The 15,171-nt window shown below is 59.3% G+C and carries 15 protein-coding genes; 7 read left to right on the top strand and 8 right to left on the bottom strand.

The features are described from left to right. The 6 genes from ACIONG_RS14415 to ACIONG_RS14390 form a co-directional block, all read left to right on the top strand. On the top strand, window positions 1-829 hold an 829-nt coding region (locus tag ACIONG_RS14415; RefSeq protein ID WP_401300363.1), incomplete at its 5' end, for a branched-chain amino acid ABC transporter permease LivH. Window positions 830-832: 3 nt separating this feature from the next. Continuing rightward, window positions 833-2,134 carry a high-affinity branched-chain amino acid ABC transporter permease LivM gene (livM, locus tag ACIONG_RS14410; RefSeq protein WP_103304689.1) on the top strand — a complete coding sequence of 434 codons (1,302 nt, stop codon included), beginning with the start codon at window positions 833-835 and terminating at the stop codon, window positions 2,132-2,134. Beyond that, on the top strand, window positions 2,131-3,003 hold the full coding sequence (locus ACIONG_RS14405) for an ABC transporter ATP-binding protein (protein ID WP_103304690.1): 873 nt from the start codon (window positions 2,131-2,133) through the stop codon (window positions 3,001-3,003). Before livM ends, ACIONG_RS14405 begins: the two co-directional genes overlap by 4 nt. Further along, a complete protein-coding gene (locus ACIONG_RS14400) occupies window positions 3,000-3,716 on the top strand; it encodes an ABC transporter ATP-binding protein (protein ID WP_095138140.1) in 717 nt (238 codons plus the stop codon). Before ACIONG_RS14405 ends, ACIONG_RS14400 begins: the two co-directional genes overlap by 4 nt. Before the next feature lie 841 nt (window positions 3,717-4,557). Next, entirely contained in the window at window positions 4,558-5,322 is a 765-nt protein-coding gene (locus tag ACIONG_RS14395; RefSeq protein ID WP_007915905.1) for an SDR family oxidoreductase, read from the top strand. Window positions 5,323-5,536: 214 nt separating this feature from the next. Further along, window positions 5,537-6,442, top strand: coding sequence for a cation diffusion facilitator family transporter (locus ACIONG_RS14390; RefSeq protein ID WP_401300358.1), 906 nt, complete (start codon window positions 5,537-5,539; stop codon window positions 6,440-6,442). A gap of 154 nt (window positions 6,443-6,596) precedes the next feature. On the opposite strand, the gene ACIONG_RS14385 is transcribed toward ACIONG_RS14390, so the two are convergent. From ACIONG_RS14385 to ACIONG_RS14355, 7 genes are all read right to left on the bottom strand, one after another. Next, window positions 6,597-7,730 (bottom strand): AGE family epimerase/isomerase, encoded by a 1,134-nt coding sequence (locus ACIONG_RS14385; RefSeq protein ID WP_401300355.1) that lies wholly within the window; start codon window positions 7,728-7,730, stop codon window positions 6,597-6,599. A 347-nt stretch (window positions 7,731-8,077) separates the two neighbouring features. Beyond that, the gene (locus tag ACIONG_RS14380; protein WP_213027394.1) at window positions 8,078-8,650 is read right to left on the bottom strand and encodes a HupE/UreJ family protein; all 573 of its coding nucleotides are present in this window, start codon (window positions 8,648-8,650) and stop codon (window positions 8,078-8,080) included. A 27-nt stretch (window positions 8,651-8,677) separates the two neighbouring features. Next, a complete protein-coding gene (ureG, locus tag ACIONG_RS14375; RefSeq protein WP_103304695.1) occupies window positions 8,678-9,292 on the bottom strand; it encodes an urease accessory protein UreG in 615 nt (204 codons plus the stop codon). An 11-nt stretch (window positions 9,293-9,303) separates the two neighbouring features. Then, a complete protein-coding gene (locus ACIONG_RS14370) occupies window positions 9,304-9,978 on the bottom strand; it encodes an urease accessory protein UreF (protein ID WP_401300351.1) in 675 nt (224 codons plus the stop codon). After that, the gene (ureE, locus tag ACIONG_RS14365; RefSeq protein WP_187678569.1) at window positions 9,975-10,475 is read right to left on the bottom strand and encodes an urease accessory protein UreE; all 501 of its coding nucleotides are present in this window, start codon (window positions 10,473-10,475) and stop codon (window positions 9,975-9,977) included. The genes ACIONG_RS14370 and ureE overlap by 4 nt, the downstream gene beginning before the upstream one ends. Before the next feature lie 300 nt (window positions 10,476-10,775). After that, the gene (locus ACIONG_RS14360; RefSeq protein ID WP_103304698.1) at window positions 10,776-11,408 is read right to left on the bottom strand and encodes a TetR family transcriptional regulator; all 633 of its coding nucleotides are present in this window, start codon (window positions 11,406-11,408) and stop codon (window positions 10,776-10,778) included. A 171-nt stretch (window positions 11,409-11,579) separates the two neighbouring features. Continuing rightward, complete coding sequence (locus tag ACIONG_RS14355; protein WP_103304699.1) at window positions 11,580-11,996, bottom strand: hypothetical protein; 417 nt, start codon at window positions 11,994-11,996, stop codon at window positions 11,580-11,582. Window positions 11,997-12,381: 385 nt separating this feature from the next. Here ACIONG_RS14355 and ACIONG_RS14350 point away from each other — a divergent pair, with 385 nt between their 5' ends. Continuing rightward, a complete protein-coding gene (locus tag ACIONG_RS14350; RefSeq protein ID WP_213027397.1) occupies window positions 12,382-14,457 on the top strand; it encodes an AsmA family protein in 2,076 nt (691 codons plus the stop codon). Window positions 14,458-14,575: 118 nt separating this feature from the next. Here the strand turns inward: ACIONG_RS14350 and ACIONG_RS14345 are convergent, their stop codons facing one another. Further along, window positions 14,576-15,106, bottom strand: a complete 531-nt coding sequence (locus tag ACIONG_RS14345; protein ID WP_103304701.1) for a bacterioferritin — start codon at window positions 15,104-15,106, stop codon at window positions 14,576-14,578. Window positions 15,107-15,171 lie beyond the last annotated feature (65 nt).

Genomic DNA, 15,171 nt, shown 5'->3' with positions numbered 1-15,171 from the left:
CTACGGCATCATCGGCATGATCAACTTCGCCCACGGCGAGGTTTACATGATTTCTGCTTACCTGGCGGCAATCAGTCTGGCTCTGCTGGCTTACTTCGGTATTGAATCCTTCCCGCTCCTGATGCTCGGCACACTGGTCTTCACCACCGTCGTTACCGGGGTGTATGGCTGGGTCATCGAACGCATCGCTTACAAACCGCTGCGCAACTCCACCCGACTGGCACCGCTGATCAGCGCCATCGGTATCTCCCTGATCCTGCAAAACTATGCCCAGATCAGCCAGGGCGCCCGCCAACAGGGTGTTCCGACGTTGCTCACCGGCGCCTGGCGCATCGATATCGGCACCGGCTTCGTGCAGCTCACCTACACCAAGATTTTCATTCTGGTGGCCGCCTTCGTCGGCATGGGCCTGCTGACCTATGTCATCAAGTACACCAAGCTCGGCCGCATGTGCCGCGCCACTCAGCAAGACCGCAAGATGGCCTCGATTCTGGGGATCAACACCGACCGGGTGATTTCCTATGTGTTCATCATCGGTGCAGCCATGGCGGCGCTGGCCGGCGTACTGATCACCATGAACTACGGCACGTTCGACTTCTACGCCGGTTTCGTCATCGGCATCAAAGCCTTCACTGCCGCGGTACTCGGCGGGATCGGTTCGCTGCCGGGCGCGATGCTGGGCGGGATCATTCTCGGGATATCCGAGTCGCTGTTCTCCGGTCTGGTCAACTCCGACTACAAAGACGTGTTCAGCTTCTCGCTGCTCGTACTTGTTCTGGTCTTCCGGCCGCAGGGCCTGTTGGGCCGTCCTCTTGTGTCGAAGGTGTAAGCGATGTCTTCAACCACTCAAAAAAACATCGATATCAAAAAAAGCCTGGTTGAGGCGATTCTTGCCGGCCTCATTGCCCTGATCGTGTTCGGCCCGATTGTCGGCGTCGTGCTCGAGGGCTACAGCTTCAATCTTGAGCCGACCCGCGTCGCGTGGATTATCGGCATTGTCATGATTGGCCGGTTTGCCCTCAGCCTGTTTCTGCAGACGCCCAAGGGCCTGAAGATTCTCGACGGATTCGAGAGCACCGGTTCCGGTGTGCATGTGTTGCCTGCCGATCACAAATCCTCGCTGCGCTGGATCATCCCTCTGCTGATTGTGCTGGCAGTGATCGTGCCGTTCGTCTCCAACTCCTATCTGCTAGGCGTGGTCATCCTCGGGTTGATCTACGTGTTGCTGGGGCTGGGGCTGAATATCGTGGTGGGCCTGGCCGGTTTGCTCGACCTCGGTTACGTGGCGTTCTATGCCATCGGCGCCTACGGTCTGGCGCTCGGTTATCAGTATCTCGGTCTGGGGTTCTGGACGGTGCTGCCACTGGCGGCGATCACCGCAGGTCTGGCCGGTTGCATCCTCGGTTTCCCGGTGCTGCGCCTGCACGGTGACTATCTGGCGATCGTGACTCTTGGCTTCGGTGAAATCATCCGTCTGATACTCAACAACTGGCTGTCGCTGACCGGCGGCCCGAACGGCATGCCGGCGCCGCTGCCGACATTTTTCGGTCTGGAGTTCGGCAAGCGGGCGAAGGATGGCGGGGTGCCGTTTCACGAGTTCTTCGGCATCGCCTACAACCCGGACGTGAAGTACTACTTCATCTACGCGGTGTTGTTCCTGGTGGTATTGGCCGTGCTGTACATCAAGCATCGTCTGGTGAAAATGCCGGTCGGCCGCGCCTGGGAAGCCTTGCGTGAAGATGAAATCGCCTGCCGCTCGATGGGCCTCAACCACGTGCTGGTCAAGCTCTCGGCGTTCACCATCGGTGCGTCGACCGCAGGTCTGGCCGGGGTGTTTTTCGCCACTTACCAAGGCTTCGTCAACCCGACCTCGTTTACCTTCTTCGAATCGGCACTGATTCTGGCCATCGTCGTGCTCGGCGGCATGGGCTCGACCATCGGCGTGGTGATCGCCGCATTCGTGCTGACCGTCGCGCCGGAACTGCTGCGCGGCTTCGCTGAATACCGCGTGCTGCTGTTCGGCATCCTGATGGTGTTGATGATGATCTGGCGACCACGTGGGCTGATCCGCATCAGCCGCACCGGGGTCACTCCACGCAAAGGTGCCATTCACTATGAGAGGACTGCGCCATGAGTGAAGTCGTACTCTCTGTTGAAAAACTGATGATGCATTTCGGCGGTATCAAGGCCCTGAGTGATGTCAGCCTGAAGGTCAAACGCAACTCGATCTTCGCTCTGATCGGCCCGAACGGCGCCGGCAAGACCACGGTGTTCAACTGCCTGACCGGTTTCTACAAGGCCTCCGGCGGCAAGATCGAACTCAACGTGCGTGGCCAGCAAACCAACGTGATCAAACTGCTCGGCGAGTCGTTCAAACCGACCGATTTCGTCTCGCCGAAAAACTTCCTCAGCCGTCTGTATTACAAAATGTTCGGTGGCACCCATCTGGTGAACCGCGCAGGCCTGGCCCGGACCTTTCAGAACATTCGCCTGTTCAAGGAAATGTCGGTGCTGGAAAACCTGCTGGTGGCCCAGCACATGTGGGTCAACCGCAACATGCTCGCCGGCATCCTCAACACCAAGGGCTACCGCAAGGCCGAGAGCGACGCGCTGGATTGCGCGTTCTACTGGCTGGAAGTGGTCGATCTGGTGGACTGCGCCAACCGTCTCGCCGGTGAACTGTCCTACGGCCAGCAACGCCGTCTGGAGATCGCCCGCGCCATGTGCACGCGCCCGCAGATCATCTGCCTCGACGAACCGGCCGCCGGCCTCAACCCTCAGGAAACCGAAGCGCTGAGCGCGATGATCCGGCTGCTGCGCGACGAGCACGATCTGACCGTGGTGCTGATCGAACACGACATGGGTATGGTAATGAGCATTTCCGACCACATCGTGGTGCTGGACCACGGCATCGTCATCGCCGAAGGCGGGCCTGAAGCCATTCGCAACGACCCGAAAGTGATTGCCGCCTACCTGGGCGCCGACGAAGAGGAGCTGGTATGAGCCAACCGATCCTCGAACTCAAAGACCTGGACGTGTTCTACGGGCCGATCCAGGCGCTCAAAGGCGTATCACTGCAGATCAACGAAGGGGAAACCGTCAGCCTGATCGGCTCCAACGGTGCGGGTAAATCGACGTTGCTGATGTCGATCTTCGGCCAGCCACGGGCGGCGGGCGGGCAGATCCTTTATCAAGGCGTCGACATTACCCACAAGTCATCGCACTACATCGCCTCCAACGGTATTGCGCAGTCGCCGGAAGGGCGGCGGGTGTTCCCTGACATGACCGTCGAGGAAAACCTGCTGATGGGCACCATTCCGATCGGCGACAAGTACGCCAAGGAAGACATGCAGCGCATGTTCGAGCTGTTTCCACGGCTGGAAGAGCGCCGCACGCAACGGGCGATGACCATGTCCGGTGGTGAGCAGCAAATGCTCGCCATTGCCCGTGCGTTGATGAGCCGGCCGAAGTTGTTGCTGCTCGATGAACCGAGCCTGGGTCTGGCGCCGATCGTGGTGAAGCAGATCTTCGCGACCCTGCGCGAACTGGCGAAAACCGGCATGACCATTTTCCTCGTCGAGCAGAATGCCAACCATGCGTTGAAGCTGTCTGACCGGGCGTATGTGATGGTCAACGGCGAGATTCGCCTGACAGGCACCGGCAAGGAGTTGCTGGTGAATGAGGAGGTGCGTAACGCTTATCTGGGCGGGCACTGAGTTATCCCCAGCTACACACAGCCCCGGCGACGCAAGTCCCGGGGCTTTTTCATGCCCGGAAACCCACCATAACTCCTGTGGGAGCTGGCTTGCCAGCGATAGCGGTTTACCCCTAAACAATGATATTGGCAGTGACTCCCTCATCGCTGGCAAGCCAGCTCCCACCGTTAAAAGTGCGACCTTCGCCAAAATTGTGGAAAACAAATTCCGCTACCTGCCAAAGCGCGACATATAGACGCTGCAAATGGCTGTTTTTCCACAGTTTTGAGTTGTCCCCGTTTGCTGTGGAGCTGGCTGTGAATAACGTGGGAGTAGCTGGCTGAAAGCCTTGTCTGGCGTGGCCTGTAGCGTTGTGATTGTTTTTTGATCAGGTGATTTGGCAGGAGCGTCAGGCGTGGTTGTCAACCTTTTTATAGTGGGCGCAGAGCAGGCAATTCGCTGTGTGCTGACCTGTGGATAAGTCTGTGATTAAACTCTGGAAAGACTGCGCTAGGCAGCGTAATTGCTGGCCTCGCGCAATCACTGCTGTGACTGTTCGGTCGTGCAAAATGCCCTGTCCCGCACATCTGTTACTTCAGGGTCAAGCAAAAAACTTTCTATTCACGCCGCAAAGCCTTGTGTGGCGCGGCTTTGCGCGTTTCCACTTGCCCCCGGAAACTGTGGAAGGGCTTGTGGATAACGTGCGCGCATATGGCTGCAGGCCACGGTGGCTGTGCCGTTGGTACGGTTGGTTGTTTTTTGTACAGCGCGTGGGTGTTGCCCGTGAATGCGGGGCCGGGCATGCTGGCTGCTGATTTTCTATTCCAAGGGCTGCCCCGGTGGCCGAAGCAAGGAGAACACGATGTCCAACACCCTGTTTATCACCGGCGCAACGTCCGGTTTTGGTGAAGCCTGCGCCCGTCGTTTTGCCGAGGCTGGCTGGAAACTGGTGCTGACCGGTCGTCGTGAAGAACGCCTCAACGCGCTGTGTGCCGAGTTGTCGAAGCAAACCGAGGTGCATGGCCTGGTACTCGATGTGCGGGATCGCAAGGCGATGGAGGAGGCGATTGCCAACCTGCCGCCATCGTTCGCCAAGCTGCGCGGACTTATCAACAACGCCGGCCTGGCGCTGGGTGTGGACCCTGCGCCGAAATGCGATCTGGATGATTGGGACACCATGGTCGACACCAACGTCAAAGGCCTGATGTACGCCACTCGTCTGCTGCTGCCGCGCCTGATCGCCCATGGCCGTGGCGCCGGCATCGTCAACCTTGGCTCCATCGCCGGTAACTATCCGTATCCGGGCAGCCACGTCTATGGCGCGACCAAGGCATTCGTTAAACAGTTCTCGCTGAACCTGCGTTGCGACTTGCAGGGGACGGGCGTGCGGGTCAGCAACATCGAGCCGGGGCTGTGCGAGAGCGAGTTCTCGCTGGTGCGCTTCGCGGGCGATCAGGAGCGCTACAACGCCACCTACGCCGGTGCCGAGCCGATCCAGCCGCAGGACATCGCCGAGACGATTTTCTGGGTGATGAATGCGCCTGCGCACATCAACATCAACAGTCTGGAGTTGATGCCGGTGAGCCAGACCTGGGCTGGGTTTGCGATCGAGCGTAACAAGGCTTAACACCGCGTTATGGCCATCGCTGGCAAGCCAGCTCCCACAAGTACCGAATCGTTCACAAGATTTGTGGACGCCGATAAACCTGTGGGAGCTGCGGTGCGACGATTCGACTTGCCAGCGATGAGGCCAGAACAGGCAATAAATCCCGATAAGGTAAACTCCCCTCGCAACAACCCAACCGCACCCTGCGGTTTTCAAGGTTTTTCGAGGAGTCAAAGTGAGTAACCGAGGTGAGCAGTCGCTGCTCAAACAATCGACCATCCTGATGTTCGCGGTGTCGATCGCCGGGATCGTCACCGGTTTTGTATCGGGTTCCCAATCCATCCTGTTCGATGGTTTTTTTTCGCTGATCGCCACGTTCATCAAAGTCCTGATGCTGATCACCGCCAGGTTGATCGCCAAGGAAAGCAATCACCGCTTCCAGTTCGGCTTCTGGCATCTGGAACCGATGGTGCTGCTGATCGAAGGCAGTTTCCTGCTGTTGATCGCCATCTATGCGTTTCTCAACGGTGTGTTCGGCATCATCAATGGCGGGCGCGAGATCGAGTTGGGTCTGGTGATCATCTATGCCGCAGTGTTTACCGTGGTTGAGTTTGGCTACTTCTTCTACGTGCGCCGGCGCAATCGCAAGCTTAAATCCACACTGATTCAGTTCGACAACATCAGTTGGCTGGTGGACGCGATGCTGTCGGTCGGCCTGTTGATCAGTTTTCTCGCGGCGCTGTTGCTCAAGTCCCAGGGCTATGGCGAGTGGGCAAGGTTTGTCGACCCGCTGATCCTGATCGTGCTGGCCCTGACCATGCTGCCACCGGCGTTCAAGATTCTCGGCCCGGCGTTGCGCGACGTGCTGGGGATCGCCCCGGACACGCTGGATGAACAGGTGCGTCAGGTGATGGAGGCGGCGAAAGTCGAGCATGGTTTCGATGATTACGTGTCCTACGTGCAGAAGCACGGGCGGGCGCGGTTTATCGAGATTCATGTGGTGCTGCCGGCGGACTATGCGCTGAGCAGTGTCGGCCAGCTGGATGTGTTGCGCGAGGATATTTCGGCGAAACTTGGCAAACCGGATGCGGCGCGGTGGTTGACCATCAGCTTCACGGGCGACAAGAAGTGGGTTGCTTGATGTAACCCGGTTCTCTGCTGAGAACACAGTTTGTGGCGAGGGGATTTATTCCCGATGGGCCGCGCTTTCTTCAGGGCCGCTTCGCGGCCCATCGGGGATAAATCCCCTCGCCACAATAGATCCCTTCATCACAGCAGATCTCATTTGCATGAGATCAGCGTAGGTATTCGGTAAGACCGCTGTAGCAAGTCGCAAGGTGATACGGCGTCGTCGACGGCATGTCCTTGCGGCTGACTTCACCCTGCTCATCACGACACTCATGCCAGCCACCCGCATGCAGGAAGCGCTGCTGTAGCGCCTGCAATTGGCGCAACACCGCGGCTTCGCTGTCGGGGCGCAACGTCAGGGCGCGCAGGTATTCAGCCTGAGCCCAGATCCGTTGAGTCGAATCTTTCGGGCGGCCGTCCAGTTCCAGATCAAGCATCGCCCGCACCGCGCCGGACGGCTGTTCGACGCCAAATTGCTCGGTAAACGCGAACGCCTTGTCCAGCGCTGCATGCAGTTTCGAGCCGCGCAGCAATGGCGACGATTCGAGCAGAAAATACCATTCGAACTGATGCCCCGGCTCGTACCAGTTATCCACAGCCCCCAGCGGTTTCTCCATCAACACGCCCTGTTGCGGGTCAACGAAGTGCTTGTGCATGGCTGTGCATAACTCGATCAGCAGCTGCTGCGTCGCGGCATCTTCGCGCACGGAAAGGGTGGCAAGAAACGCTTCGGCCAGGTGCATCAGCGGGTTTTGCAATGGGCCGGTTTGCAGGGTGATCCAGTCGCGCTCAAGGCAGGCTTCGTACAAGCCATCGCCCGTGGCAAAACGTCGGCCGATGACTTCCAGCGCGGCGTTCAGCGTCGATTCCACCAGCGGCTCACGGGACTTTTCCCAATAATGCGCGCAGGCGAACAGGATGAAGGCGTGGGTGTACAGATCCTTGCGCTGATCGAGCGGTTTGCCCTGTGCATCGATGCTGTAGAACCAGCCACCGTGCTCGGCGTCATGAAAGTGCCGTTGCAAGGAACGGAACAGCGCCGCCGCGCGTACTTCGGCGTTATCCACAACCCCGATCAGGCTGGAAAACAGATACAACTGCCGTGCGCAGGCCATCGCCCGATAGCGTTGCGGTGGCAGCGGTTGGTGGGCGGCGTCCAGCGCTTCGTAAGGCAGGGCCATGTCGGCATTCCATCCCGGGCCTTGCCACAGCGGCACGATCACGTTCAGAAAGTGCTGTTGCACATCGCTGAACAGGGCAGTCAATTCAGGCAGGGAGGCGGAGCGGGAAGCATGGGGCATTGGCGGACGTCGTCACGGCTGGGGCGATTGCGCGACATGGTAGCAGAGAGACCGACATTAGAGGCCCGGTGTCTGATCGGCCGTCATCGCTGGCAAGCCAGCTCCCACAGGGATCATTGGTGTTCACACAAAAGCCAGCTCCCACAGGGATCATTGGTGTTCACACAAAAGCCAGCTCCCACAGGGATCATTGGTGTTCACACAAAAGCCAGCACCCACAGGGATCTTTGGTGTTCACACAAAGGCCAGCTCCCACAGGGATCATTGGTGTTCACACAATTGTGGGCTCACTCAATAATCTGTGGGAGCTGGCTTGCCAGCGATGAGGCCGGTACAGGCGACAGCGATCAGCCTGCCAGCAACCAGGCACCGGTCACAGCCGAGGCAGCCCCTGCGAGGCGCACCAACGGTGCAGCCGCCTGAGGCAGGAAACGCACCACGCCATAACCGGCAGCATGCAATACAGCCGTGGCTGCCACAAAACCAGCGGCATACGCCCATGGGCTGGTCATCTCCGGCAATTCCAGGCCATGTGCCACGCCATGGAACAGCGCAAACACCGCCGTCGCCGCCACCGCCATCACCAGCGGCGGACGCACCGCCAGCGCTACGGCCAGGCCCAGCGCCAGTACCGACGCGGCAATCCCGCTTTCCAGTGCCGGCAATTCCAGCCCTTCAAAACCGAGCATGCCGCCGATCAGCATGGTGCCGACAAACGTGCACGGCAGCGCCCAGCGTGCTGCGCCTTGTTGCTGCGCCGCCCACAGACCGACAGCAACCATCGCCAGCAAATGGTCGAGGCCACCGATCGGATGGCTGATGCCGGCGATCAAACCGCTGTCGCCATGCCCAGGGTGAGCAAAGGCCAGTGCCGGGGTCAGCAGCAGCGCGACGGCGCCGAGAATACGATTGAGTGTCATGGATAAGCTTCCTTGTTGATAAATGAATCAGGCTGCGCTCAGCAAACCCTGGCGTTCGATGAAGGCAATGATGGCTTCCAGGCCCTGGCCGGTTTTCTGGTTGCTGAACACGAACGGCTTGCCGTTGCGCATGCGCTTGGTGTCGCTGTCCATCATTTCCAGCGAGGCACCCACCAGCGGCGCGAGGTCGATCTTGTTGATCACCAACAGGTCCGACTTGCAGATTCCGGGCCCACCCTTGCGTGGCAGCTTGTCGCCGGCCGAAACGTCGATCACGTAGATGGTCAGGTCGGACAGTTCCGGGCTGAATGTCGCCGAGAGGTTGTCGCCGCCCGACTCCACCAGAATCAGGTCCAGACCGGGAAAGCGGCGGTTCAGTTGATCGACCGCTTCCAGGTTGATCGAGGCGTCTTCACGGATGGCCGTGTGCGGGCAACCGCCGGTTTCCACACCGATGATGCGCTCCGGTGCCAGCGCTTCGTTACGCACCAGAAAGTCGGCATCTTCACGGGTGTAGATATCGTTGGTGACTACGGCGAGGTTGTAGCGCTCGCGCAGCGCCAGGCACAGGGCCAAGGTCAACGCGGTTTTGCCGGAACCGACCGGGCCGCCGATGCCGACGCGCAGAGGTTGTGTATTCATGGTTGTTTCTCCTAAGAGCGGAACAGGCGGCTGTACTGGCGCTCATGGGCCATGCACGCCAATGACAGACCGAACGCGGCACTGCCGATGTGTTCGGGATTGATTCGGGTGGCATCCTGCTGCGCTCGTTGCAGCAATGGCAGCAGTTCGCTGGTCAGTCGTTGCGCGGCTTGCTGGCCCAGCGGCAGGGTTTTCATCAGCACGGCGAGCTGGTTTTCCAGCCAGCTCCACAGCCACGCAGCAAGCGCGTCTTGCGGGCTGATGCCCCAGGCGCGCGCGGCCAGCGCCCAGCACAGGGCCAGATGCGGTTCGGTGCACTGCGCGAGAAAGTCACGGGCCGGCGTGTCGAGTTCGGGCAAGCCGTTGAGCAACTGCTGCAACGAATAACCCATCTGCCGGCTCTCCAAGTGCAACTCGCGAGTCTCGCGGCTGGCGCGGTGACTTTCGCAGAGGATCAGCAGCTCGGCCCATTGCTCGTCCGCCGCTGCTTGGCAATGCGCGAGCAACAGCGGCGCTTCAAAGCGCGACAGATTCAGCAACAACTGATCGCTGATCCAGCGGCGGGCGCTGTCCGGGTTGTTCACCCGGCCGTTATCCACCGCCATTTCCAGGCCTTGCGAATAGCTGTAGCCGCCAATCGGCAATTGCGGACTGGCCAGGCGCAGCAGCGCCCAGGCTGGGTTCATAAACGAACGCCGAACTGGTGCAGTTTCGGCGCGTAGTTGAAGTCTTCGTCGCCGTGTCGCGAATGGTGATGGCCGCCACCGTAGGCCCCGTGTTCCGGCTGGAACGGCGCTTCGATCGCTTCTACTTGCGCGCCAAGCTGTTCGAGCATGGCCTTGAGCACGTAGTCGTCGAGCAAACGCAGCCAGCCATCACCGACTTGCAGGGCGACATGACGGTTGCCCAAGTGATAGGCGGCGCGGGTCAGTTCGAAGGCGTTGGCGCAGGTGACGTGCAGCAATTGTTCGGGCCGGGCGCAGACGCGGACGATACGGCCGTCTTCGGCCTGTAGGCATTCGCCGTCATACAACGGTGGCTGACCGCGCTCCAAAAACAACCCGACGTCTTCGTTTTCGGCACTGAAACAGCGCAAACGGCTTTTGCTCCGGGCTTCGAAGGTCAGGTGCAACTCGGCGGCCCAGACGGGTTGAGGGTCGATTCTGCGATGAATCACCAGCATGGGGAAAGCTTCCAGCAGTGGACAATACTCAGGCTAGAGCAAGGGGCTTGCCAATCGGACGAGATGTAGGAAATCCCTGTCGGAGCGTAGTGGATGTTTCAAGATGTTGCGGGATTCTGAGAGGTTTTGGTGCATGAAGTTTTTTACATGCACCAAATAGAGGCCGAGACGCTGCGCCTTTGTAGGAGTGAGCCTGCTCGCGATAGCGCTCTTCAGTCAGCAAATATTTGGCTGAGAGAGCGCTATCGCGAGCAGGCTCACTCCTACAGGGGATTTGTGGTGTTGCGGGAAGAGGGGGTGCTACTCGGTACTGCCCAGCCCTTGCCAGTGCTTGAGCCCGATAAAGATGAAGCGCAGTTGCTGGGTAATCTTCGCCTGCGGCGTCAGATGTTCAGGCAACGCTTCGGCGGGCGGATCGATGATGTCCGGCAAAGTGGCAAACACCGATTTGACGATCAGGTCAGCCATCACGCTCAGCCCGGCAGCATCCAGATGCTGCAGCTTGGGCATCAACGTCAGATCCGCCGCCAGGTCGGCGCTGATGTTCTCGCGTAAACGGCCAATGGCCTGACGCACCGGCAGCGAGCCGCCATATTGCTCGCGAGCGAGAAACAGGAACTGCGAACGGTTGGCGTTGACCACATCAAGAAAAATCCGCACCGACGCATCGATAATGCCGCCCATGACGAATTCGTTATGGCGCACCAGGCGAATGGTTTCGCGGAAGGTCTGACCGACTTCGCTGACCAGCACCAGACCGAGTTCATCCATATCGGCAAAATGTCGGTAGAAACCGGTGGGCACGATGCCGGCGGTCTTGGTCACTTCGCGCAGGCTCAGGCTGCCGAAACCTCGGCCGCTTTCCATCAAATGGCGGGCAGCGTCCATCAGGGCGTTGCGGGTCTGTTGTTTCTGTTCGGCGCGGGGCAGCATCGCAGGTGTGTTCTTCGGCAAGACAAGCGCCGCACTCTAGCAAATCGGCTTAATCGGCGTCGAACGGCAGCGGGGAGATGCAGTGGGGACAGGGCGACTTCTTATTGACTGCGGCTGAAAAGGCAAAAGCCCAATCCGGGGATTGGGCTTTTTTTCAGGGCCGCCATGGGCTTAGCTCACAGCGCTGTTGCGTTCGATTACACGGTCACCACCACCTTCGGCGAGCTGACCTTGAGGCGTCTTGTCGTAACCGTCTTCGACCAGGCCTTTCTCTTTCAAACGATCGTTACCACCTTCGGCAACCGATTGACCTTGTGGAGTCTTGTCATAGCCGTCTTCAACCAGGCCTTTTTCTTCCAGGCGGTTGCGACCGTTCTCGGCAAGTTGACCTTGTGGGGTCTTGTCGTAGCCATCTTCAGCCAAGGTCTGACCTTGTGGGGTGCGGTCATAGCCGTCTTCGGCGAGGGTCTGGCTGAACACCGAGTGGCTGTCCTTGACTTGCGGCGTGGCTTGATCGGCAGCAGGAAGAGCGAAAGCAGTGCTGGCTAGCATCGACAGTGTAAGGCTGAGCAGTAATTGGCGTTTCATGATGGGTTGCTCCTTGGGAGGGCGATAAAGTGGGTACGAGGGCAATGCTACTCTCGATAAGTCGATATAAAAGTTCATAAACGCAATGGTAATAATCAACAGAATTGATTGTTCTGCGGGGAGGCTCTAGCTCGGGCCTTTCAGAGGAGGGCTTTTGCACCGCTGTGGGTATTTTCGACCCACTCACGCCTCGCAAAAGTGCGGGGCGAGGTAACGCTGTTCGACCGATTGGTCAGATTTCGCGCGGCTTTTTGCGCCCGAATCTGTCTTTTGATTAAACCTGCGGGCCTTTTGCCAGTCACAGGTTTCATAGGGGCCGCTTTGGCCCGCCGTTTCAGCTGTGCGCCGGGTTTTCGGCGTGCGGTCGTGATCAGGAGTTTTGTGCATGACGCGCACTGGAAAAATCTTCAGCTGGACCTTCGCCACCCTTGTATTGCTCTTGGCCGTGCTGGTGTTGGTCATCGTGTTCTTCGACTGGAACCGGATCAAACCGCCGCTCAACGCCAAAGTCTCGGAAGAGCTGCACCGACCGTTTGCCATCAACGGCAACCTCGCGGTGATCTGGCAGCGCGAGCCGGATGAGGGCGGCTGGCGTGCCTGGGTGCCGTGGCCGCATGTGGTCGCCGAGGATTTGAGCCTGGGCAATCCGGACTGGTCGAAAAAGCCGCAGATGGTCACGCTCAAGCGCGTCGAACTGCGCATTTCGCCGCTGGCGCTGTTGGCGCAACGGGTAGTGATTCCGCGGATCGATCTGACCGAACCCAACGCCGAGTTGCAGCGTCTGGCCGATGGCCGCGCGAACTGGACGTTCAAGTTCGACCCCAAGGATCCGAATGCCGAACCGTCAAACTGGGTCGTCGATATTGGCGCGATCAAGTTCGACAAAGGTCACGTCACGCTTGATGACCAGACCCTCAAGACCAATCTGGATGTGCTGATCGATCCGCTGGGCAAGCCGATTCCATTCAGCGAAATCGTCGGTGACAAAGCAGCGAAAACCGCGCAGGAAAAGGGTGCTGCACCGCAGGACTATGCCTTCGCGGTGAAAGTAAAAGGTCAGTATCACGGCCAGAATCTCACCGGCCAGGGCAAGCTCGGCGGGCTGCTCGCCTTGCAGGACGCGAGCAAACCGTTCCCGCTCCAGGCCCAGGCGAAGATCGGCGACACCAGCATCGAACTGGCCGGCACCCTGACTGATCCGCTCAACCTCGGCGCCCTCGACCTGCGTCTGAAACTCGCCGGCGCCAGCCTCGGCAATCTTTATCCGTTGACCGGCGTGACCCTGCCGGACACGCCGCCGTATGCCACCGACGGCCACTTGATTGCCAAACTGCACGACGCTGGCGGCGCGAATTTCACCTATGAAAAATTCAACGGCAAGATCGGCGGCAGCGACATCCATGGCGACCTCAACTATGTCGCCAGTCAGCCACGGCCCAAACTCAGCGGGGCGCTGCTGTCCAATCAACTGCTGTTCGCCGACCTCGCGCCGCTGATTGGCGCCGACTCCAACGACAAGCAAAAGGCTCGCGGCGGCGAGAGCAAGCAACCGACGGACAAAGTGCTGCCAGTGGAGGAGTTCAAGACCGACCGCTGGCGCGCAATGGACGCCGACGTCGAATTCACCGGCAAGCGCATCGTTCACAGTGAAAAGCTGCCCTTCACTGACCTCTATACCCACCTGAAACTCAATGATGGCGAGCTCAGCCTCGAACCGCTGCGCTTCGGCGTGGCCGGTGGCAATCTCGATGCGCAGATTCGCCTGAACGGTCGTACCGAGCCACTGGAAGGCCGCGCCAAACTGACCGCGCGCGGGTTCAAGCTCAAGCAGCTATTCCCGACCTTCGAACCGATGAAAACCAGTTTCGGTGAGCTGAATGGCGACGCCGATATTACTGGTCGCGGTAATTCGGTGGCGAAGCTGCTGGGCGGGGCCAACGGCAATCTGAAGATGCTGATCAATGATGGCGCGATCAGCCGTGAACTGATGGAACTGGCCGGACTTAACGTCGGCAACTATGTGGTCGGCAAGATCTTTGGCGACAAGGAAGTGAAGATCAACTGTGCGGCGGCTGACTTCGACATCAAGACTGGTCTTGCGACTACGCGGCTGTTCGTCTTCGATACCGAGAACGCGATTATCTATATCGATGGCACGGCAAACATGGCCACCGAGCAACTCGATCTGACGGTGACGCCGGAATCCAAGGGCTGGCGTTTGATCTCCTTGCGTTCGCCGTTGTACGTGCGTGGCAAGTTCATCAAACCGGATGCGGGGGTCAAGGCTGTGCCGTTGTTGCTGCGTGGGGCCGGGATGGTCGCGCTGGGGGTGATTGCGGCACCCGCGGCAGGATTGCTGGCGCTGGTCGCACCGAGTGGTGGCGAGCCGAATCAATGTGCGCCGTTGCTGGAACAGATGAAGGCGGGCAAGGCACCAGTGACCGTCAAGCCAACGAAGTAACGCTTCAGCCTGGTAACTCTTCAGCGCCTGTCAGGACGCCATCGCGGGCAAGCCCGCTCCCACAGGTACAGCGCAATCCTGTGGGAGCGGGCTTGCCCGCGATGGCAATGTCGAAGGTTTACAGGTCTTTCAGGATGTCGGCCATGTCATCGGCATGCTCTTCTTCCTGCGCGAGGATGTCTTCGAAGATGCGCCGAGTGGTCGGGTCCTTTTCGCCGATGTACTGAATGATCTCGCGGTAGCTGTCGATGGCGATCCGCTCGGCCACCAGATCTTCGTAGACCATTTCCTTCAAGCTGTTCCCGGCGACATATTGCGCGTGGGACAGCTTCGACAACAGGTCAGGGTTGAACTCCGGCTCGCCGCCCAATTGCACGATGCGCTCGGCCAGACGGTCGGCGTGTTGTGATTCCTGGATAGCATGTTCGAGAAACTCGTCGGCGGCCGTGCTGGCTTTCAGACCGCTGGCCATGAAGTAGTGACGTTTGTAGCGCAAGACGCAGACCAGTTCAGTGGCCAGCGATTCATTGAGCAGGCGCAGCACCTCTTCACGGTTGGCGCTGTAGCTTTCCGTCACCGCGCCGTTTTCCACGTGTTGCCGTGCGCGCTCGCGCAGGGTTTGAACATCAGACAAATGCAGGTCGCTCATTTCAGTCTCCTGGAGGCTAATCCGATTGGCGTCACGTTCTACGGACGTAATCGCCTACCCAGGTT

The organism is Pseudomonas sp. NPDC087817 (assembly GCF_044742875.1).
Lineage (GTDB): Bacteria > Pseudomonadota > Gammaproteobacteria > Pseudomonadales > Pseudomonadaceae > Aquipseudomonas.
Note: the sequence above shows the minus strand (reverse complement) of the source record. Positions and strands in the feature narration are given on the sequence as shown.